This is a genomic window from Brevundimonas pondensis, from assembly GCF_017487345.1.
Taxonomy (GTDB): domain Bacteria; phylum Pseudomonadota; class Alphaproteobacteria; order Caulobacterales; family Caulobacteraceae; genus Brevundimonas; species Brevundimonas pondensis.
On the sequence record NZ_CP062006.1, the window covers coordinates 1,097,430 to 1,116,737 of the forward strand.

The window sequence follows — 19,308 nt, forward strand, 5'->3', positions numbered from 1 at the left end:
GCGCTCGCTAGGCGCGCGCCTTATCCTGCAGTTTGATGACCCGTTGCGGAGATCGATGATGAGGTCCCCGGACCGACGCCGCCGGGCGGGCTTGTCGTTTGCTTCTCCGCGTAGGCTAGGCCGCAACCTTCTTCGCCGCCCGCCGGTTTACAGGTTTGGTGATCAGTTTCGCTCCATTTCCAGGTCCGATCTGATCCAGCGTCGAGCCCATAGGCTCCGCAGGGAGGCCCGTCCCCCTTCGAGGTGGCGGGTCCTCTTCGTTTTTGGGCTGCGGCGGTCCTTGTCGGCGTGGTGCTGTCGGCGGCCCAAGGCCAAATGCGCGATAACGTTTATTGTTGCGTATCACTCGCATTTGCATTTATGCGACGGGGATTCCTCCAGGAGCCCCCATGTTCTTTTCGCCGCGTCTTCCGTCGGTCCGCCGCAACGGCCTTGTCGCCATGTCCGTTTTGCTCGCCGGAACGGCGTTGGGATCAACCGCCGCCGCCCAGACGGCGCGACAGGCGCAGGGCGAGACGGCGAGCTCGGTTGAGGACGTGGTGGTCACGGCGGCCCGAACCATCCTGCCGGCCAGCGCCCTGCCGATGACGGTGGAGGTGATCGACCGAAAATCCCTGGCGGAACAGGTCGCCATCAGCGGCTCGGTGATTGATGCGGTTGCGACCCTGTCGCCGTCCTTTTCGCCGACGCGACAGAAGCTGACCGGTTCGGGCGAGAGCCTGCGCGGCCGCTCGCCGCTTTTCGCCATCAACGGCATTCCGCAGTCGACGCCGATCCGCGACGGTTCGCGTGACGGCTATACGATCGATCCCTTCTTCGTGGACCGGGTCGAGCTGATCTACGGCTCCAACGCCCTGCAGGGCATCGGCGCGACCGGCGGCGTGGTCAATCAGGTGACGGTCGGTGCCCCGACCGCGGACGGCCTCAGCGGCCGGATGCTGGCCCAGGTCTCCAGTTCGGGCGGGCCGGAAGGCGATGGGATCGGCGCCAAGCTAGGCGGTCTGGCCGCCTATCGTCACGGAGACTTCGACGGCGTGTTCGGCGTGGCTTACGACCAGCGCGGCGCCTTCTATGACGCGAACGGTCGCCGCGTCGGTGTCGATAACACCCAGGGCGAGGTGCAGGATTCCAAGGCCCTGTCCTTCTTCGGCCGCTTCGGTTGGAACCTGACGGACACGGTGAGGCTGGACCTGCTGGCCAACCGCTTCGAACTGAAGGGCGACGGCGACTATGTCCGTGCCCCTGGCGATCGCAGCATCGGCCGTCCGGCCACCAGCGAGCGCGGCCAGATCGAGGGCGAGCCCGCCGGCAACCGGGTCGAGACGGTCTCGGCCTCTCTGACCGACAGCGACCTGTGGGGCGGCGACTTCAGCGCCCAGGTCTTCTTCAACCGCACGCGCGACACCTTCGGCGGCGACCGCTCCGCCACCATGCAGGACGCCAGCATCGCCCCGATCGGCGCCCTGTTCGACCAGTCGTCGAACCGCTCGCGCAAGCTGGGCGCGCGGGCCAGCTATGAACGGGCCGTTCCGGGCGTGCCGGGTCTGACCGCGACCCTGGGTCTGGACGCGATGAAGGACCGCACCGAACAGCTTCTGATCGCCACCAACCGCGCCTGGGTGCCGCCGACCGAGTTCCAGAGCGTCGCCCCCTTCGTTCAGGCCAACATGCGCCTGTTCGACGGCAAGGTGCGCCTGGCTGGGGGCGTGCGTCAGGAAAACGTCGAACTGTCGGTCAACGACTTCACCACCCTGGCCTCTTACGGCTCGCGTCGGGTGACGGGCGGCACGCCCAAGTTCGAGGCCACCCTGGTCAACGGCGGGGTGGTCTATGAGCCGCTGGACGGGGTGCGGGCCTACGCCAGCTATGCCGAGGGCTACACCGTGCCGGACGTGGGCCGTATCCTGCGTTCGATCAATGTCGATGGCGTCAAGGTCGACAGCTTCCTCGACATCAGTCCGGTGGTTTCGGACAATCAGGAAATCGGCCTGGAGGTGAAACGCGGGCCGTTCGAGGCCGGCGCGACCTATTTCTGGTCCTCGTCGGACCTGGGGCAGTTCCTCGTTCGCAACCCTGACGGCGTCTATGACGTCCAGAGGCAGGCGGTCGAGATCGAGGGGCTGGAGCTGAACCTGCGCGCCCGCACCCCGATCGAGGGGCTGACGGTCTCGACCGGCTATGCTCGCCTGCGCGGTCAGACCGACACCAATGACGACGGTCGGGTGGATCGCGATCTGGACGGGGCCAATATCTCGCCGGACCGGATCAATGCGGCGGCGGTCTACGCCAACGGACCCCTGTCGGCGCGTCTGCAGGTCCAGGCCTATCTGGCGCGTGATTTCGAGGGCGGCGACGTGCGCAACAATTTCGAAGGCTACACCGTGGCGGACGCCTACCTGCGCTATGACTTCGCCTTCGGCGGGGTGTCGCTGGCGGTGCAGAACCTCTTCAACGAGGACTATGTGACCTATAGCTCCGACACCAGCAATCCGGCCGACAACCTGCGCTACTTCGCCGGTCGGGGCCGTTCCTTCACCCTCGGGTGGGACCGTCGCTTCTGATGCGTCTGGTTCGACTGGCGCATCGCTGGACCGGGGGGCTGATCGGCCTGCTGCTGTTCGTCCTGGGGCTGACCGGGACGGTCCTGGTGTTTAAGGACGACTGGCTGCGCCTGGTCGTACCCCACGCCGCAGAGGCGCGGGTTTCGGACCCAAGTGCTATTGGCGCGGCGCTGGATCAGGCGTTCGCGGCGCCGGACCGTCCGCGTTCGGTCATCCTGGCCTCTGATAGTCTGGGCGTCCTCCGACTGAACTATGAGGACAAGACGCGCGGCGCCTACGCCGCCCAGTCGGGCGCGGTCGTAGCGCGCTGGGAAAGCCTGTGGGCGCGGCCGGAGCTGTGGCTGTTCGACCTGCACCACTATCTGCTGATCGGCGACACGGGAAAAACCATCGCCGGGATCGCGGGCCTGGCGGGTCTGGGCTTTGTCGTCACCGGGGTGATCCTGTGGTGGCCCACGCGGCGCACCTTCGTCTTTGCGGTCATGCCGAGGGCGTGGAAGCGCCCAGGGATCGTCAAGCATCATCGCGACATGGGCGTGTGGAGCGCGCCGGTCCTGGCCGTCGTCCTGACGACCGGGGCGATCGTGGCCCTATCGCCCCTGTATGACGGATTGGCCCAGGCCTTGTCGCCGGGCGCCGACCTGAAGGCGGTCATGGCCCAGCCGGAACATGAAGGGGGGGTGTTGTCCGCCGATCTGGACTGGCCGGCTATGATGACGGCGGCCCAGGCCCGCTTCCCTGACGCCGAGGCGCGCATCGTCTCCCTGCCAACCAAACAGGGCGGTCTGATTGGCCTGCGGATGCGGCGGACGGCGGAATGGCTGCCCAACGGCCGGACCCAGGTCTGGTTCGATCCCGCCGATGGACGGATTGTCGGAACACGCGACGCCATGGGGCTGCCTCTTGGGCTGCGGGTCATTAACGCCCAGTACCCGATCCACGCCGCCAAGGTCGGGGGGCTGGCCTATCGACTTGTGGTCGCCGCCTCCGGGTTGGCGCTGACCCTGCTGGGATCGCTGGCGGTCTTCACCTTCTGGTCCAACCCGAGCGGACTGCCGAAACGGCGACGCCCAAGCCCAAGTGCGCGGCGTGTCTAAGAGGTTGGGGCGGGAAGAGGTTCGCCAGACTGACACGGGCAGAGGAGAGGATCCTACGGTGAGGGTCTATCTCGCTCGAAGCGACGGTCCGCCTCCAGGCGTTCAGCCAATGTCCGCTACTGGCGGATACTGTTGAAAAAGTCCGCGAGCCGGCCGTGATCGGCCTTTTCGGCTCGATCTGGAGCCGTCGCGGAAAACTAAGCGATTGATTTCATTGGGGCGGAATTTCGGGACCCGCCCGTGGTTTGCGCCGTTTCAGCGGTCGCCGGACTTTTTCAACGGTATCGGCGCTTTGCCGACCTAGGTGGCGGGCGACGGACAAAGATCGTCCGAGTGACGGGATGGGGCCCGCGCGGTCGTGGGTTCAGGGAAGCCCGAGAATGGGTGAAGCTCGTGCGAGAATGAGTCGGAGACGGATGATGGCGAAGCGGACCGGGCGACTAGCAGGTTTCGAAGTCTATCGCGGCAAGGGCCGGCGCGCGCGTCGCGTGGGCGTCGCCAAGGGGGGGATTCTGTTCAATCTCTATATGACCTGGCTTCGTCGAGGCGAAGGCGTGGGGGCGAAGCCATCTGGCATGATCAAGCGGAGAGCGGCGCGGCCTCAAGGCCTTTGAAACACCATGGCGCCACCTGAACAGTCGTGAAAAGGTGGGATTCAGGCATAGAGTTTTTGATGGGTGGTTTGATGGGTGAGGCCCCCGAGTGGGGAAAAGTTCAATGAAATCAAGGCCGGTGGCGGAGAGGGTGGGATTCGAACCCACGGTACGCTTCCACGTACGCCGCATTTCGAGTGCGGTACATTCGACCACTCTGCCACCTCTCCGCGGGGCCGATATTCGCTTGGTCGAGCGAGGGGCTTCTCTAGTCAAAGGCGGCGCGGGCCGCAAGCGATTCTGGCGAAGAAATTCGATAAAAGTTTCAGCGCTGTCCGGGCAGGGTCAGACCGGGGGCGGGACCGCCCAGCGGATCAATGCCGACGAAACGGAACAGCTCGGCTGGGCGACCGCCGGTGTCGCTGGAAAAGACGCCCGTGGCCTGGACCAGACCGGCGCGTTCGACGCCGCGACGGAAGTTCTGCTTGTGCAATGAAAGCCCGGCCACGGCCTCGGCGGCGGCCTGCAGCGCCGACAGGGTGAAGGTGTCGGGCGTCAGGTCGAACAGGACCGGGCGGTACTTCAGCTTGGAGCGTAGACGGCCCAGGGCGGTGGCGACGATGCGGCGGTGGTCGGAGGCCATCGGCAGGTCGGGCATGGCGGGCGGTGCTGGGCGGTCGTGGTCGCGGGCGGACTCGGCGACCAGACTGGCCTCATAGAGCAGCTCGTAGCGTTCCAGCACACGTTCTTCGTTCCAGCGCCGCGTTGGCGTCAGGGCGAACAGGGTCTCGGCGCGACCCAGGCGGCGGGCGTCGTCAGCGGCCCAGGCGCGCAGGGCGGGCTCGAGCGTCTTCATCACCGCGGGCGGGCCGTCGCGCCAGTCCTCCCAGGGGAAGATGTCGAAGACAGGGGTCCAGGCGGCGTCCAGGCCGGGAGCCTCGGGCGCGTCTGCGGTCAGGGCCAGATAGCCGACCGAGACCTCGCGCGCTCGCTCGGGGCCGGGCGTGGCGCGCGGCGAGGCGCGGCCCGCGTCGCCGAAGGTGTAGAGCTGTTCGACGAAGCCCAAGGGAAAGCCGGTCTGCTCGGTGACGAAGGCGCGCAGCGCCAGTTCGAAGGTGCGGTCGCGCGCCGGGTCGAACGGGCCGAAGGGCAGGGCCGGCGCTCCGTCGGCGGCGTGGGTGGTCAGGACCACGGCCTGACCGGCGCGCAGGGCGATGACCACAGCCGACAGGCCGATCCGCACGCCTTGCTCGTTGCCCTGGATCGGCCCCCCGTCGCTCATGCAGCCCCTATTCCGTGTGCCAGGCGTCGGCGCCGGGCAGGATGCCGACAGCTTCGGCCAGAACGCGGTAGCGGTCCAGATAGCGTTGCTGCGCCACCGAGGCGGGCAGGGGGTCGATGATCAGGTCGTATCCGGCGGGCGGGGCGCCGAAGATCTGCAGCGACTCGCGACGGTTGAAGCCCGCCAACTGGGTCGCCTCGTAAAAGGCGCAGGCGCGATCGGCCTTCTTGATCAGGGTCTTGATGGTTTGCGGCGTCTTGGGCGGCAGCTGGAAGCGGACGTGGATGGCGGCTTCCAGCCGGGCCTCGAAGTCCTTGTAGCCGGCGCCGAGCGCCGATTTGAACGGCGAGATCATGTCGCCGATCACATATTCCGAGGCGTCGTGCAGCAGGGCGGCCAGGCGCCATTTCGGCTCCAGCCCCGGCCGGATGTGGGCGGCGATCTCTTCGACCACCAGAGAGTGCTGGGCGACCGAGAAGGCGTGCTCGCCGATGGTCTGGCCGTTCCAGCGGGCGACGCGGGCCAGGCCGTGGGCGATGTCCTCGATCTCGATGTCGAAGGGCGACGGATCGAGCAGGTCGAGGCGGCGGCCGGACAGCATCCGCTGCCAGGCGCGCGGGGGCTTGGGGGTCTTGGGCTTGGGCCTGGGAGCCAGATCTTCGTGTTCTTCAGCCAAGTTCGGGGTCCTGCGCATGGGGCAGGTGAGGTGACGCATCCCGAACGCCCGATCAAGGGCAAGCGTTGCGATTCGTGGGGGTTAATCCCCGACGTTCAGCGTCACCAGGGCCTTGGCGGCCTCGAACACACGGTTTTCGTTACGATCCTTGCCGCGCACGGTGGCGACGACGATGGGTCCGCCGGACGGGCCGCGCGCCTCATAGCCGACGACGCGCCAGCCGGTGGTCGAGGACTGGTCGGCGGTCATCAGGAAGGTGGCCCGCACCGCCTCGCCCGGCGTGCTGGTGCGGATGCGGGCGGTGTTGTCGTGGGCGTCGATGCTGACGACCTCATCGGTCGAGCGGACCTTGACCTGACTGTTCTTGTCATCGGCGCGGATGGTGATGCCGCCGATCTTGATGTTGGCGCGATCGCCGTCGGCGTCGATGTGCATGCCGGGCAGGCGGACCGTGGCCTTGTCGCCGTGTGCGTCGATGCGCATGCCGGGGGCGCTGATGTGGGCGGAGTCCGCCGCGGCGTCAGCCGCTGCTCCGGCCATGGCTGCGGCCCGCTCTGCGTCGGCGCCCGCACGTTCAGCCTCGGCTTCGGCCCGGGCGGCGTCGGCTTCGGCGCGAACGGCCTCGGCACGGGCGCGATCCTCATTGGCGCGGGCCTCGGCCAGGGCTTCTGGCAGGTCGGCGGACAGCCGGTCCTCGAAGGCCTTGAGGGCGTCTCGTGCTGAGCCGCCGTTCAGGGACACCAGGTGCAGGGTGACTTCGGACCCCCGCGGGCCGCTGTAGACGCAGGTGTTTCCGTCAGCACGGGCCGATCCCTTGCGCGTCAGCACGCCCTGGGTCTGTGGGCATTGCAGGGCGTCGACGACCTTGAGCACGCCCGCCGTATCCTTGCCGGACGAGGTCGAGGTGATGCGCACCGCGCCGCCGTTGTCGCAGGCGGCGGTCATGAGCGCGAGGGCGCAGACGGGCCAGAGGAGATGATGCATGGTCGGCTCCTGTTCGGGTCCGATTGTGCGCGCAAGGCGCAGCTATTCCAGTGAAATCGCGGTAATCGACGGCGGCGGAAGCGCGGCCGTCTCAGGAGCCGGGGCGGGCGCCTTCGCGACGGTTCAGGAAGGCCAGCCGCTCGAACAGATGCACGTCCTGCTCGTTCTTCAGCAGGGCGCCGTGCAGGGGCGGGATCAGCTTGCCTGGCGTCTTTTCGCGCAGGGTTTCCGGCGACACGTCATCGACCAGCAGCAGCTTCAGCCAGTCCAGCAGTTCCGACGTCGAGGGCTTCTTCTTCAGGCCCGGCGTGTCGCGGATCTCATAGAAGGTCCGCAGAGCCTCGGCCACCAGGCGCGGCTTGATGCCGGGGAAGTGGACCTCGACGATGTCCTGCATGGTCTCGGCGTCGGGGAAACGGATGTAGTGAAAGAAGCAGCGGCGCAGGAAGGCGTCCGGCAGTTCCTTTTCGTTGTTCGAGGTGATGACGACGACGGGGCGGACCTCGGCGCGGATGGTCTCGTCCGTTTCCTGGACGTAGAACTCCATGCGGTCGAGTTCCTGCAGCAGGTCGTTGGGGAATTCGATGTCGGCCTTGTCGATCTCGTCGATCAGCAGGACGGGGCGGGCGGGGGCGGTGAAGGCCTCCCACAGCTTGCCCTTCTTCAGATAGTTGCGGACGTCGTGGACCCGCTCGTCGCCCAGTTGGCTGTCGCGCAGGCGGCTGACGGCGTCGTACTCATAAAGACCATTGTGCGCCTTGGTGGTCGACTTGACGTGCCAGGTGATTAGGGGCGCATTCAGCGCGCGGGCCAGTTCATAGGCCAGGACCGTCTTGCCGGTGCCCGGCTCGCCCTTGATCAGCAGCGGGCGCTCCAGCGCCACCGCGGCGTTGACCGCGACCTTCAGGTCGTCGGTGGCGATATAGTTGGACGTGCCTTCGAACCGGCTCATGAAAGACCTGCTCCAAACGGGGGGAGATGAGCAGGTAGCTTATCAAGACGCGCCTGAACAGGTTGCCGGGTCAGGTGATGCGCTTGGCCGAGACCGGGTCGCTGGCGGGGAAGGTTTCCTCCACACCTTCATCGATCAGGGCTTCCTGACGATTTTCCGCTTCCTTTTCCTGATCCTTCAATTGATCGGGCTTGCCGACCTCGCGCACAGCGGGTTTGGCGGGCGGCGTATTGGGATCGGCGTCTTCCTGGGCCTTGGTCGGGTGACGGTCGCTCATGCTCTCTCCTCGGTGTCGGGGCCGTAGCCCAGGTCCTCGATGTCGTCGTCGGACAGGCGTTTGGCCTCCCAGTGGGCGGCGCTGGCCTGGGCGCCGCGCTGGTTGCGCATCAGGCCGGCGTAGACCAGCTCGATCTCGTCCGGGCCGGAGCCGACCTCGCCGTTGGCGTCGGCCTCGCCGATGCGGATCGCATCGACGCCGAGCAGGGCGTCGGCTTCGGCCTCGACGCCGTCCAGGGCCAGATCACGTTCCAGGTCGAGGTCGTCCTCGTCGAACGCCTCTTCGTCGGCGTCGCCTTCGGTCTGGGTGACGTCCAGAACGTCGTCAGCCTCATCCAGCGACAGTTCGCCTTCGCCTTCGTCATCGATGTGGGTCTCATCATAGACCTCGGCCTGGTCCTGAGCATCGAAATCGATTTCCGGCCTGCTCATCTGCGCCTCCTTGCTGAAAGACCTAACGGCGCAGGCTGGCGCGACGTTCCGATCTTTTGGCGACAGCGGCAGGCGGAGTTTCCCGCATGCTGAGGAGAAGAGATGGTTAACCACGTCGCTTTACGGTTCCTCAGCCGCCGACCGCTCAGGTTGGGGCGCGCCACGGAGATCCCCTTTGCCGCTGAAACTATCGCTCAAGCCCGGCGAGAAATTCGTCCTGAACGGCGCCGTCGTCCAGAACGGCGACCGGCGCGGCGTTCTGGTCCTGCAGAACAAGGCTAGCGTCCTGCGTGAAAAGGACATCATGCAGCCCGAGGACGTGAATACGCCGGCGCGCCGCATCTATTTCCCCGTCATGATGATGTATCTGGACGAGGCTGAGGCGTCGAAATTCTATGACGAATTCGCCCTGCGTCTGACCGAGTTCATGGGGGCGATCCGCAACCCGGACATCCTGGCGGAATGTGTCACCTGCTCCAAGCATGTGCTGGCGCGGCAGTACTACAAGGCCCTGATGGGCGCCCGTAAGATCGTCGATTACGAAGACCAAAGGCTCGGCAATGTCGCTTCAAGCGTACAAGACGGCGGCGACGCGGGCTGAAGCCCCGCGCGACATGGAATACCGGCTTTTCGGCCAGGTGACGCGCGCCTTGATGCACGCGGCCACGGTCGACAAGTCGGACATCGCCACCCGGATCGACGCCCTGGACTGGAACCGGCGGCTGTGGTCGACGCTGGCCACGGCTTGCAGCGAACCGTCCAACACCATGCCGCAAGCCCTGCGGGCGCAGATCATTTCTCTGGACCTCTTCATCAGTCGTCACAGCTCGGCAGTGATGCGCGGCGAGGACGATTTCGAGACGCTGATCGATATTAATCGCATGATCATGCAGGGGCTGGCCGGTCCGGCGCAGGCGGCCTGATCCGGAGCTGATCACGATGGCGGGAGCGGCCTTTACGACAGGCCGCGACCGGTCCTAGCCTGACCTTCCTGTTCAGCAGTCGAAAGGAGGTGGCCAGTGTCTCATTGTCATCAATCGCGAGCGAAGGCCGCGATCTGGACCTCGCGTGAGGCCCGGGCCTGATCCTTAGGGAAGGCAGCGGTCAGGCCGTTTGCGGTCCGACAATGAAGCGCCGCTGGGGCGACCCGGCGGCGCTTTTTGCATGGGATTGCGTTGTGTGATCGCGCAACGCGCTGCTTGAGCGTGGTCAGAACAACGTGCCGATCCAGTGGGCGATGCCGTGGACGATCGTCACTACAGTGGTCCACACCAGAGCCAGATAGACGCCGCAGACGGCTGTGCCGATCAGTCCGGCGATGATGAAGATCCCGTCGCGCTGAATGATGGCCAGACCGAAGACGGCCAGGGTCAGGCCGGGTAGGGCGTCGCCGAAAGGCACGGGCAGGGCCATCATCAGCGCCAGAAGGATGCAGATGATCCCGACGACGACGTCGGCGGCCTCACCTGTCAGGACCGGGATACGGGGGCGCGTCAGTCGTTCCACCTGACGCAGGCGGGGCAGGATTTTCTGGCTGGCGTTCTGGTAGGTGGCGCGGCTGACCGAGGCCTTCATCAGCCAGCGCGGCAGCCAGACCTTGTCACGTTGCAGGGCCAACTCGGCGGCGATCAGGATGATCGGAACCGAAAAGACCGCCTTGCCGCCGGGTGGCCAGGGAATCAGGGCCATCAACGACAGCATCAGGATGACGGCGCCAAAGCCGCGTTCCCCGAAGGCTGCGACCATCTCCCTCAGGCTGAGCTTGGGATCTTCGCCATAGCCCAAAGATTCCAGAACGTCCGAGAACGTCCGGCTCTCGTCGGGCGGCGGCGTGGGGACAAGCGTCATCAGGCGAGACTCGGGGAGCGAAGGTTCGCCAAGTTAGGGGCGGGACGAACGGTGCGCCATCCCTGACGCGTCAGGTGCGGCTTAATGTTTCGTCACGTGCTCGGGCTTGCCCTTGCGCCTGGTGTGGGCGAGCTCTTCCAGTTGCTTCTCGGTCATCGATTCCATCATGGATTGCGATGCGCCCTTCAGCTTGGATCGGGGCGTCTCACCGCGCTTGGCGGACAGGGCGGCCCCGGCGGCCTTTTGCTGGGCGGCGGACTTGGCGGGCATGGCGGTTGCTCCTGCGTGAGCAAGAAAAACCGTCCGCCCGCCGTGTCGTTCCGTCAGCCCAGAAGCTCGCGTCCGATCAGGAAGCGGCGGATCTCATTGGTGCCAGCGCCGATGTCATAGAGCTTGGCGTCGCGCACCAGGCGCTCGACCGGCCATTCCTTGGTGTAGCCGGCGCCGCCCAGGGCCTGGACGGCCTCCAGCGAGACCTTCACGGCGTTCTCCGAGGCCAGCAGGATCGCTCCGGCTGCATCGTAGCGGGTGGTCTTGCCCTGATCGCAGGCGCGGGCGACGGCGTAGACATAGGCGCGGGCGCTGTTCAGGGCGACATACATGTCGGCGACCTTGGCCTGCATCAGCTGGAAGCTGCCGATGGCCTTGCCGAACTGCTTGCGCTCGCGGACGTAGGGCAGGACCACGTCCAGAGCCGCCTGCATGATGCCCAGGGGACCGGCCGACAGGACGGCGCGTTCATAGTCCAGACCGCTCATCAGCACGCCGGCGCCGCCGCCGACCGGACCCATGACGTTCTCTTCGGGGATCTCGCAGTCCTCGAACACCAGTTCGGCGGTGTCCGAGCCGCGCATGCCCATCTTGTCCAGCTTCTTGGAGACGCTGAAGCCCTTCATGCCGCGCTCGACCAGGAAGGCGGTGCAGCCCTTGGAGCCGGCCTCAGGGTCGGTCTTGGCGTAGACGACCAGGGTGTCGGCCGAGGGGGCGTTGGTAATCCAGAACTTGGTGCCGTTCAGGACGTAGCGGTCGCCCTTCTTGTCGGCGCGGGTGCGCATCGACATGACGTCCGAGCCCGAACCGGCCTCCGACATGGCCAGGGAGCCGACGTGTTCGCCCGAGATCAGCTTGGGCAGATACTTGTGCTTCTGCTCGGGCGTGCCCCAGCGGCGGATCTGGTTGACGCAGAGGTTGGAGTGGGCGCCGTAGCTGAGGCCGATCGAGGCCGAGGCGCGCGACACTTCCTCCATCGCCACCACATGTTCGAGGTAGCCGAGGCCGAGGCCGCCGAACTCTTCCTCGACCGTGATGCCGTGCAGGCCCATCTCGCCCATTTCGGGCCAGAGCTCACGCTTGAACTCGTTCTTCTCGTCGATTTCGGCGGCCAGGGGGGCCAGCCGGTCGGCGGCCCAGCGGGCGGTGGTTTCACGAATGGCGTCGGCGTTCTCGCCGAGGCCGAATTCCATGGATTGGGGCGCGAAGGGAATGCTCATGCCGTAAGGCGTAGCATCGCGCACGCGCTTCGCCTAGCGGCCTCAGACGGCGCTCTTATTGTTCCGCTTGCGGGTCAGGTTCCAGAGCGCTGCGCCGATGAAGACCAGGCCGATGATCGCCAGCGCGCCGCCAATGACGACGGTGCCGTCCGTCGCCTGTTGGCCTGCCAGGACGCGGCGGAAGGCGGCGACGCCGGCGGCGAAGGCCAGCAGACCGATCCCGCCGATGAAGACGACGGCGCCGGTGTCATTCAAGGTCGGCGTGGCGCGTCTTTCATGACGCAAGACCTGAATCGTGGCGGGCGCGCCGTCGTCAGGAGCCTCGGTCCGCGAATCCGCCCCGCGGACCGGCGCGGTCAACAGCATGTCGAGCGGAGCGGGTTGATCGGGAGCGGCGTCGAACAGGGCGCGTTCGGCCGAACGACGTCGATAGGGGGCGTCGACGGGAGGCTGAACCCGATCGGGCCATCCGCTCAGGGCCTCGGCGGCGCGGGCGGGGGCGCCGGCGTTCAACTGCTCCAGAACGTCGGAGCCTTCAAAGCGCTGGATTCCGACCGAGAAGATGAAACTGGCCAGGGCGTCGAACTGGTGCTGATTGAGTGGAATCGAGACGCGGTTGTTGATGGCCTCGACGATGGGCAGCAGGTCGTACTGCAGCAGCAACTCGGCCTCGGCTTCGGTGATGGTCGCATCGGCGCGGGCGGATTTCGTATGGCCATAGCCGATCACCGCTACCCCGTCGCGACGGCGTACGGTCCGGGGGCGGAAGCCCTCGAAGCTCTTGATCAGAAGCAGGCCCTCGCGGGACACCTTCAGACGCTGGGAGGTTGTTGCGGACACGGACTGACCCAATTCGGAACGGGCGCGCTCGCCCGCAAGGCGAAGCAGCAAGCCGCGTTCCGAACGACGTCGGATCAGAGCAGGACGATGGTCGCCAGACCGAGGAAGATCAGGAAGCCGAAGAAGTCCGTCGTCGCCGTCACGAAGACCGCCGAGGAGACGGCCGGGTCGAACTTCAGCTTCGACAGCGTCAGGGGCGTCAGGACGCCGACGGTGGCCGCAACCAGCAGGTTCAGGATCATGGCCGCGGCGATGACCGCGCCCAGGCGCCATTCCTGGAACCAGAAGCCCGCCGCCAGACCGATCAGGGGCGCCAGGACCAGGCCGTTGGCCAGGCCCACGGTCAGTTCGCGCCAGAAGGTGCGGGCGGCGTTGGACGAGGTCAGCTCACGCGTGGCCAGGGCCCGCACGGTGACCGTCAGGGCCTGGGTGCCGGCGTTGCCGCCGATGGCCGAGACGATGGGCATCAGCACCGCCAGGGCGACGATTTGCTGGATCGTGCCCTCGAAGAAGGCGATGACCCCGGCGCCGAGGACGGCGGTGAACAGGTTGATACCCAGCCAGGGCACGCGACCGCGCACGATCTCCAGCACGCCCGACGACCGGTCCTCATCGGAAACACCGGCCAGGCGCAGGATGTCCTCGCGGTTCTCTTCCTGAATGATGTGAACGATGTCATCGACCGTCAGCTGACCGACCAGCCGCCCGCCGGTATCGACGACGGGCGCAGAGATCAGGTTGTACTTCTCGAAGATGTAGGCGACCTCTTCCTGATCGACATCGACGTCGATGGCGTTGATCGGCTCCATGAGCTCGGTCAGCGGCGTCTCGCGCGGCGCCCGCAGCAGGCGACTGATCGCCACGCCGCCGACCGGGCGGTTCACTGGATCGACAACATAGATGTCGAAGAAGAGCTCGGGCAGTTCCTCGCCCTGGCGGCGGACGTGGTCGATGGTGTCGCCGACGTTCCAGAACTGCGGCGCGGCCATGACCTCGCGCTGCATCAGACGGCCGGCGGAATCCTCCGGGTAGCCCAGCGAGCTCTCAATCGCGGCGCGATCGACCTCGGGCATGGCGGCCAGGACTTTTTCGCGCTGGTCGTCCTCCAGGTCCTCGACCACGGCGGCGGCGTCGTCGGAGTCCAGCTCCTGCAGGGCTTCGGCCAGGGTCGCCGAAGGGACACGTTCCAGCACCTCCTCGCGGATGCCGTCGTCCAGCTCGGGCAGGGTGTCGGCCAGGAGATCCGGCGGCAGCCACTGGACCACCACGGCGCGGTGCTCGGCCGTCAGGAAACCCATCAGGTCGGCGACGTCGGCGGGGTGCAGGTCTTCCAGCAAGCCGCGCAGGCGCATGCCGTCGCCGTCGTCGGCGGCGTCCACGACCTTTTCGACGAAGGACGCCGTCAGGGCGTAGTCCTCGCCGAGGGCGACGTGATCTTCGGTTTCGATTTCGGGAGCAGGGGCCGGGAAGGCGGAATCCGTGTTGGTCACGTGTCTGCCTCCCCGATGATCAGCCTGGTAGTAGCCGAGTGTCGCCCTGTCAGATCAGATGGTGCGGTCGAGAAGACTCGAACTTCCACGGGTTGCCCCACAGCGACCTCAACGCTGCGCGTCTACCAATTCCGCCACGACCGCTCGCATCGGAGGGCGGGCAATAGCGGAGAGGCGACGGAAAGAAAAGGGGGTTTTGCGCAAATAGGTGAAGTCTCGGCTTTTCCTGCTGATTCACCATCGAGAGCCGCGTCGGGTCGAGAAGGCCGAGCCTTCTGGTCGCGGCTCAACAAGGATGCGTGGCGCGGTCTGACCGCGGCTCCAACATCAAGCCGCGTCGGGTCGAAAAGGCGGAGCCTTTTGAGCGCGGCTAAGAATTAAGCCGCGCCGGCCATGAAGTCGTAGACGTCGGCGGTGCGGGTCACGGTGATGGCGATGCGGTCGTCGCGAATCTCGATCTCGCCGCGCGCCACCGGGTGATTGTTGGCCAGGATCCAGACCTCGTCGCGTTCGGAGGCGTCAAGCGGGATCACAGCGCCGCGACCCATGCGCAGCAGCTGTTGCATCGGCAGGACCGAACGGCCCAGCACGACCGAAATCTCGACATCGACGGCTTCGATCTGGCTCAAGACGATACTCGCAATCAACGGGCGGCCCTTGCGCCGACGCGTTCGGACACACATTGAAGCTTCATGCTTGCCGACCCGTTAAGCCTGACCGAAACATCTCTGATCCGCGCCGACGGTCGCCCTGTGCACTGGGCGGTCTCGACCGGCTATGTCGACTACGAACCCGCCGTCGCCGCGATGGAGGCGCGCGTCGCCGCCATCGCAGCGGGCGAGGCGGAGGAAGTCGTCTGGCTGCTGGAGCATCCTCCCCTTTATACGGCGGGGGTCTCGGCCAGGGATGACGACCTGCTGGCGCCGGATCGCTTTCCGGTCCATCGCACCGGGCGGGGCGGGCAGTTCACCTATCACGGGCCGGGTCAACGCGTGGCCTATGTCATGTTGGACCTGAACCGGCGCGGCAAGGATGTGCGCGCCTTCGTGCATGGCCTGGAAGACTGGATCATCGGCGCCCTGGACCAGTTCGGCGTCGAGGCCGGCATGCGCGAAGGCCGCGTCGGCGTCTGGGTCGAGCGCAAGGGGGCGGGCTGGAGCCGCGAAGACAAGATCGCCGCCATCGGCGTCAAGGTCCGCAAGTGGGTCAGTTTCCACGGCATCAGCCTGAACGTGGAGCCGGACCTGGATCATTTCGGCGGCATCGTGCCCTGCGGCATCACCGAGCATGGCGTCACCAGCCTGGTCGATCTCGGCGTACTGGCGACGATGGACGAAGCGGATGGGGCCCTGAAGGCCTCGTTCGAGCGGGTTTTCGGTCCGGTTCAGGACGGCGAGGGGCCGCTCTGAGCCTGCCTCGGCGCGCCATGGCGGTTGAACGTCTTTTGTCCGGGCAGAAGGGCCAGATCGACGGCGACCAGGATCAGGATGACCGCGGCGATCCAGTCCAGCGGCGCCTGCGGGCGGGGCCATGCCATGGCGACGGCCAGCAGGATCGGCCCGCTCCGCCAGCCCGAACGCCCTCTGTCGTGCAGCCTCTGCGACAGGACGCAGGCGCCGCTGTAGAGGAGGATCGCCGCGACGATCCAGCCGGCGAGGTCGCGGGTTCTGAGCGGCGCCAGCAGATCGAACGTCGCCCACAGCGCCATCAGGACGCCCCCGCCCAGGATGAAGGAAATCCGGCCGATACGACCGCTGGACGTCAGGAACAGGTCTGAGAAGCGGTGCATCCGGCCTCGGGTCCAGGAGTTGTGAGCATTTCGCTTAGGGCGCTGACCGGCATGAGTAAACCGGCGTGATCCAGCCCAAGCGTCGCGGTCAATTCGTCACGGGGGTGGAACCCGGCCCTTTCTTGGGTTTAAACACGGCCAAACCGCGTTTCGACGGCCCTCTGGGAGTATCCTTCATGCAACGTCTGCTTACCGCCTCGGCGGCAGTGCTCGCTCTGGCCTTCGCGGCTGGAAGCGCCTCGGCCCAGAATTTCAGCGACCTCGCGCGTCAGGACCTTCAGGCCATGCACGACGCCCTGAAGGCCAACCATCCGGCCGCAGTGGTGCCGGGCGCGGCCAGCGAAACCTTCCGTGGTTGGATCGACGCCGGCCTGCAGGACGCCTTGTCCAAGGCTGGTCAGGTCAATAGCGGCGAAAGCCACGCCTATCTGCTGCGCTACTACGCCAACGGTTTCCGCGACGCGAACATCGTCACGAGCCCGACCTTTGAAGGCGCCAGCGCCTTCTTCGCGACCAGCTGGCCGGGCGTGGCCACGGCCTGGCGCAATGGTCAGTATGTCGTTTCCTATGTGCAGCCAGGCGTGCGCGGGGCTCCGCCGGTCGGCGCCGTGGTCAAGAGCTGCAACGTTCAGCCGATCGCCGACTTCGCCAAGGCCAAGCTGGATGGTTTCGAGGGCGACCTCACGACCGAAGCCGGTCGCGTGGCGACCGCGCCCTACCTGCTTTGGAATCGCAACAATCCGATGGCCGGCGGCGTGCCTTCGACGTGCGAATTCCAGGTCGGGCGTCGCACCCGCGACTATACGTTGAGCCCGCAACCGGCGACGGCTGTGAACCTGGAGGCTGCCTACCGTGCTTCGGTCTTCACGCCTGGCGCCGCCAAGCTCTCGATCGAACAGATCGACGGTCGCCCTTGGGTTCATGTCAATTCGCTGGCCGACAACGCCGGTTGGGACGCCTTCTTCGCTCAGGTTGAAGCCCAGGTCGCAGCCCTGCGGGGCGCCCAGGGTCTGGTCATCGACCTGCGCGGGGCCGAGGGCGATTCCATCAACGCCACGGCGCGCGGCTATGGCCTGGCCAACCGCATCTGGACGCCGGAATTCACCGTCAGCCGCCAGCCGGAAGCCGGGCAGATCACCTATCGCGCCACCACCGCCAACCGCCAGTGGTTCGCCGACACTCTGAACCGCATGCAATCGGACCCGCGCTTCGTGCAAGAGTCGGGTGCGGTGATCGAACAGACCCAGGCTATCGTTGCGGCCTTTGACGCGGCTCTGGCGGCAGGTCAGCAGACCTTCGTCATGCCGGGCCGTCCGTCGGTCGCCGACACCGGCGCCGCCAACCCGGTGCAGGGCAAGGTCGTGGTCCTCGTCGACGGCGGCTGCACCAACGGCTGCCTGGATACGCTCGACCTGCTGACCCGACTGCCCAATGTGCAACTGGCCGGTTCCGCGACGGCCGTGGACTCGATCTTCATCGAGCCGACGAAGCAGCGTCTGCCGTCCAACTATTCGGACCTCAGCTACGGCCATAAGGCCTGGACCACGCGTCAGCGCGGCAACAACCAGGGCCATGTCCCGGCCCAGGGCCTGGCCTTCACCGGCAATCCTACCGACGAAGTCGCCGTGCGCGCCTGGGTCGGCGGTCTCTTCTAATAGGCCTACCGCCCTTCGGGCTCATTTCATGAGTGGGCCTACCGCCCTTTGGGCTACTTGAGGCCCATTCAGGTGGTGAAGGCGTGTTGAGGCTATTGGGGCCGGACGGTGGAAACATCGTCCGGCCCTTCCTATTTTAGCCATATGACCCAGACCGAATCCCCTACGCCGCTGCGTTCGCCCTCGGGCTTTGATCTGACGCCGCCGAGCGATAGCCAGCGCGTGGCGCTGGAAGCCGACCTGTCGCCCGAGGAAAAGCGCGTCCTGCTGGCCCATGGCACTGAGGCGCCTTTCTGCGGCACCCTGTTGGGTGAGAAGCGGGCTGGCGTCTTCTGCTGTCGGGAATGCGGCCTGCCGCTGTTCCGGTCGGCCACCAAGTTCGAGAGCGGCACCGGCTGGCCCAGCTTCAGCGTGCCGGTGGACGAGACTCACGTCCGCGCTATCCGCGACGACAGCTACGGCATGGTGCGCGTCGAGACCCGTTGCGCCCGCTGCGACAGTCATCAGGGCCACGTCTTCCCCGACGGCCCGCCGCCGTCCGGTCTGCGTTACTGCATCAACTCGGTCGCGCTCAGCTTCGTGCCCGAAGGCGAGGCTCTGCCCGACCCCCTGGGGCGCGGCGACGGGACGGCCTGAGCGAATTGTCGTTTTGGGGCCGCATTTGCGGTTAGGGTAGAGTTGAACGGGAGTACGGGCGCATGATGATCGAACTGGCCGCCGCCGCGATGTTGCTGGCGAACATGGATCCCGAGGGCGTGGTCACGACCGCGCCGCGCGGCGAGCAGGCTGTGCCGGCCGCCACGGCCGCCATGCTGGCCGCTTCCACCACCGACGCCTCGCCCAGCACCACGGTTCAGAGCGCCGCTCCGCACGGTCTCAGCACTGACGAACAGATCGCTCGCTGGATCGGCGACCGCACGGCTGAGACGGCTGGTCGCGCGCCGACGGATCCCTGGGGCGACCAGTTCGAACCGCGCAAGATGCATGGCGAGGTCAGCGTCGGCATGGGGACAGGCGGCTATCGCGACTATGCGGCGACCGTGTCGATGCCCCTGGGCGAGAAGGGGGTGCTGAACTTCAGCATCAGCCAGACCAAGAATAGTCCGTGGAGCTATTACGGCTATGGATCGGCCTGGGACTATCCCTATGCGGGCTATGGTCGGCCATTTGGCGTGAACGAGCCCTGGGGGCGAGAACGCCTGCCTGGGCGGGCCTATGCCCCGCTTCGCCTGACATCAGGCTCGTCTCATGACGCCGCCACGGTCGGCATGTCTGTTCGCACGGGCGATTCAGCCGACGACTGAGGCCTTCGCGCCACGCCGCTCCGGGTTTTGACCGGGGCG

21 protein-coding genes and 2 tRNA genes are annotated in these 19,308 nt (G+C 66.5%); 8 read left to right on the top strand and 15 right to left on the bottom strand.

Annotation, left to right across the window (positions count from 1 at the left end; all coding sequences use genetic code 11):
* The first annotated feature begins 389 nt into the window (after positions 1-389).
* Positions 390-2,561, top strand: coding sequence for a TonB-dependent receptor (locus IFE19_RS05470; RefSeq protein ID WP_207826246.1), 2,172 nt, complete (start codon positions 390-392; stop codon positions 2,559-2,561).
* Positions 2,561-3,658 (top strand): PepSY-associated TM helix domain-containing protein, encoded by a 1,098-nt coding sequence (locus IFE19_RS05475; RefSeq protein WP_178827166.1) that lies wholly within the window; start codon positions 2,561-2,563, stop codon positions 3,656-3,658. Before IFE19_RS05470 ends, IFE19_RS05475 begins: the two co-directional genes overlap by 1 nt.
* 733 nt (positions 3,659-4,391) lie before the next feature.
* Here IFE19_RS05475 and IFE19_RS05480 read toward each other — a convergent pair.
* The 7 genes from IFE19_RS05480 to IFE19_RS05510 all read right to left on the bottom strand — a co-directional run bounded on the left by IFE19_RS05480 (position 4,392) and on the right by IFE19_RS05510 (position 8,853).
* Positions 4,392-4,481, bottom strand: a tRNA-Ser gene (locus IFE19_RS05480).
* Positions 4,482-4,576: 95 nt separating this feature from the next.
* On the bottom strand, positions 4,577-5,533 hold the full coding sequence (locus IFE19_RS05485; RefSeq protein WP_207826247.1) for an NUDIX hydrolase: 957 nt from the start codon (positions 5,531-5,533) through the stop codon (positions 4,577-4,579).
* A gap of 7 nt (positions 5,534-5,540) precedes the next feature.
* Positions 5,541-6,134 (bottom strand): YfbR-like 5'-deoxynucleotidase, encoded by a 594-nt coding sequence (locus tag IFE19_RS05490; RefSeq protein ID WP_114817816.1) that lies wholly within the window; start codon positions 6,132-6,134, stop codon positions 5,541-5,543.
* A 156-nt stretch (positions 6,135-6,290) separates the two neighbouring features.
* Positions 6,291-7,193 carry a methyltransferase type 11 gene (locus IFE19_RS05495; protein WP_207826248.1) on the bottom strand — a complete coding sequence of 301 codons (903 nt, stop codon included), beginning with the start codon at positions 7,191-7,193 and terminating at the stop codon, positions 6,291-6,293.
* 91 nt (positions 7,194-7,284) lie between these two features.
* Positions 7,285-8,145: an AAA family ATPase gene (locus IFE19_RS05500; protein WP_207826249.1), complete on the bottom strand. Its 861-nt coding sequence runs from the start codon at positions 8,143-8,145 to the stop codon at positions 7,285-7,287.
* A gap of 70 nt (positions 8,146-8,215) precedes the next feature.
* On the bottom strand, positions 8,216-8,422 hold the full coding sequence (locus IFE19_RS05505; protein WP_207826250.1) for a hypothetical protein: 207 nt from the start codon (positions 8,420-8,422) through the stop codon (positions 8,216-8,218).
* Positions 8,419-8,853, bottom strand: coding sequence for a hypothetical protein (locus IFE19_RS05510; RefSeq protein ID WP_207826251.1), 435 nt, complete (start codon positions 8,851-8,853; stop codon positions 8,419-8,421). Before IFE19_RS05510 ends, IFE19_RS05505 begins: the two co-directional genes overlap by 4 nt.
* A 175-nt stretch (positions 8,854-9,028) precedes the next feature.
* On the opposite strand from IFE19_RS05510, the gene flbT reads away from it, so the two are divergent.
* Positions 9,029-9,454 (top strand): flagellar biosynthesis repressor FlbT, encoded by a 426-nt coding sequence (gene flbT, locus IFE19_RS05515; protein ID WP_207826252.1) that lies wholly within the window; start codon positions 9,029-9,031, stop codon positions 9,452-9,454.
* Positions 9,414-9,776: a flagellar biosynthesis regulator FlaF gene (gene flaF / locus IFE19_RS05520; protein WP_207826253.1), complete on the top strand. Its 363-nt coding sequence runs from the start codon at positions 9,414-9,416 to the stop codon at positions 9,774-9,776. The genes flbT and flaF overlap by 41 nt, the downstream gene beginning before the upstream one ends.
* A gap of 286 nt (positions 9,777-10,062) precedes the next feature.
* Here flaF and IFE19_RS05525 read toward each other — a convergent pair whose 3' ends face one another.
* The 7 genes from IFE19_RS05525 to IFE19_RS05555 form a co-directional block, all read right to left on the bottom strand.
* Positions 10,063-10,701, bottom strand: a complete 639-nt coding sequence (locus tag IFE19_RS05525) for an exopolysaccharide biosynthesis protein (protein WP_207826255.1) — start codon at positions 10,699-10,701, stop codon at positions 10,063-10,065.
* An 81-nt stretch (positions 10,702-10,782) separates the two neighbouring features.
* Entirely contained in the window at positions 10,783-10,971 is a 189-nt protein-coding gene (locus IFE19_RS05530; RefSeq protein WP_207826256.1) for a DUF3008 family protein, read from the bottom strand.
* Positions 10,972-11,024: 53 nt separating this feature from the next.
* Positions 11,025-12,191 (bottom strand): isovaleryl-CoA dehydrogenase, encoded by a 1,167-nt coding sequence (locus IFE19_RS05535; protein WP_207827430.1) that lies wholly within the window; start codon positions 12,189-12,191, stop codon positions 11,025-11,027.
* Between the two features lie 42 nt (positions 12,192-12,233).
* On the bottom strand, positions 12,234-13,082 hold the full coding sequence (locus IFE19_RS05540; protein WP_207826257.1) for a lysozyme: 849 nt from the start codon (positions 13,080-13,082) through the stop codon (positions 12,234-12,236).
* 23 nt (positions 13,083-13,105) lie between these two features.
* Positions 13,106-14,521: a magnesium transporter gene (gene mgtE, locus IFE19_RS05545; RefSeq protein ID WP_207826258.1), complete on the bottom strand. Its 1,416-nt coding sequence runs from the start codon at positions 14,519-14,521 to the stop codon at positions 13,106-13,108.
* 59 nt (positions 14,522-14,580) lie between these two features.
* Positions 14,581-14,665, bottom strand: a tRNA-Leu gene (locus tag IFE19_RS05550).
* Positions 14,666-14,898: 233 nt separating this feature from the next.
* Positions 14,899-15,204, bottom strand: coding sequence for a FliM/FliN family flagellar motor switch protein (locus tag IFE19_RS05555; protein ID WP_207826259.1), 306 nt, complete (start codon positions 15,202-15,204; stop codon positions 14,899-14,901).
* A gap of 9 nt (positions 15,205-15,213) precedes the next feature.
* On the opposite strand from IFE19_RS05555, the gene lipB reads away from it, so the two are divergent.
* Positions 15,214-15,930 (top strand): lipoyl(octanoyl) transferase LipB, encoded by a 717-nt coding sequence (gene lipB / locus IFE19_RS05560; protein WP_207826260.1) that lies wholly within the window; start codon positions 15,214-15,216, stop codon positions 15,928-15,930.
* Here lipB and IFE19_RS05565 read toward each other — a convergent pair.
* Positions 15,906-16,310, bottom strand: coding sequence for a DUF805 domain-containing protein (locus tag IFE19_RS05565; protein WP_207826261.1), 405 nt, complete (start codon positions 16,308-16,310; stop codon positions 15,906-15,908). The two genes, lipB and IFE19_RS05565, sit on opposite strands and share 25 nt — an antisense overlap.
* A gap of 176 nt (positions 16,311-16,486) precedes the next feature.
* On the opposite strand from IFE19_RS05565, the gene IFE19_RS05570 reads away from it, so the two are divergent.
* The 3 genes from IFE19_RS05570 (at position 16,487) to IFE19_RS05580 (ending at position 19,269) form a co-directional block, all read left to right on the top strand.
* Positions 16,487-17,965 (top strand): hypothetical protein, encoded by a 1,479-nt coding sequence (locus IFE19_RS05570; RefSeq protein ID WP_207826262.1) that lies wholly within the window; start codon positions 16,487-16,489, stop codon positions 17,963-17,965.
* 144 nt (positions 17,966-18,109) lie between these two features.
* Positions 18,110-18,601: a peptide-methionine (R)-S-oxide reductase MsrB gene (msrB, locus tag IFE19_RS05575; protein WP_207826263.1), complete on the top strand. Its 492-nt coding sequence runs from the start codon at positions 18,110-18,112 to the stop codon at positions 18,599-18,601.
* Between the two features lie 62 nt (positions 18,602-18,663).
* Positions 18,664-19,269, top strand: coding sequence for a hypothetical protein (locus IFE19_RS05580; RefSeq protein WP_207826265.1), 606 nt, complete (start codon positions 18,664-18,666; stop codon positions 19,267-19,269).
* Positions 19,270-19,308 lie beyond the last annotated feature (39 nt).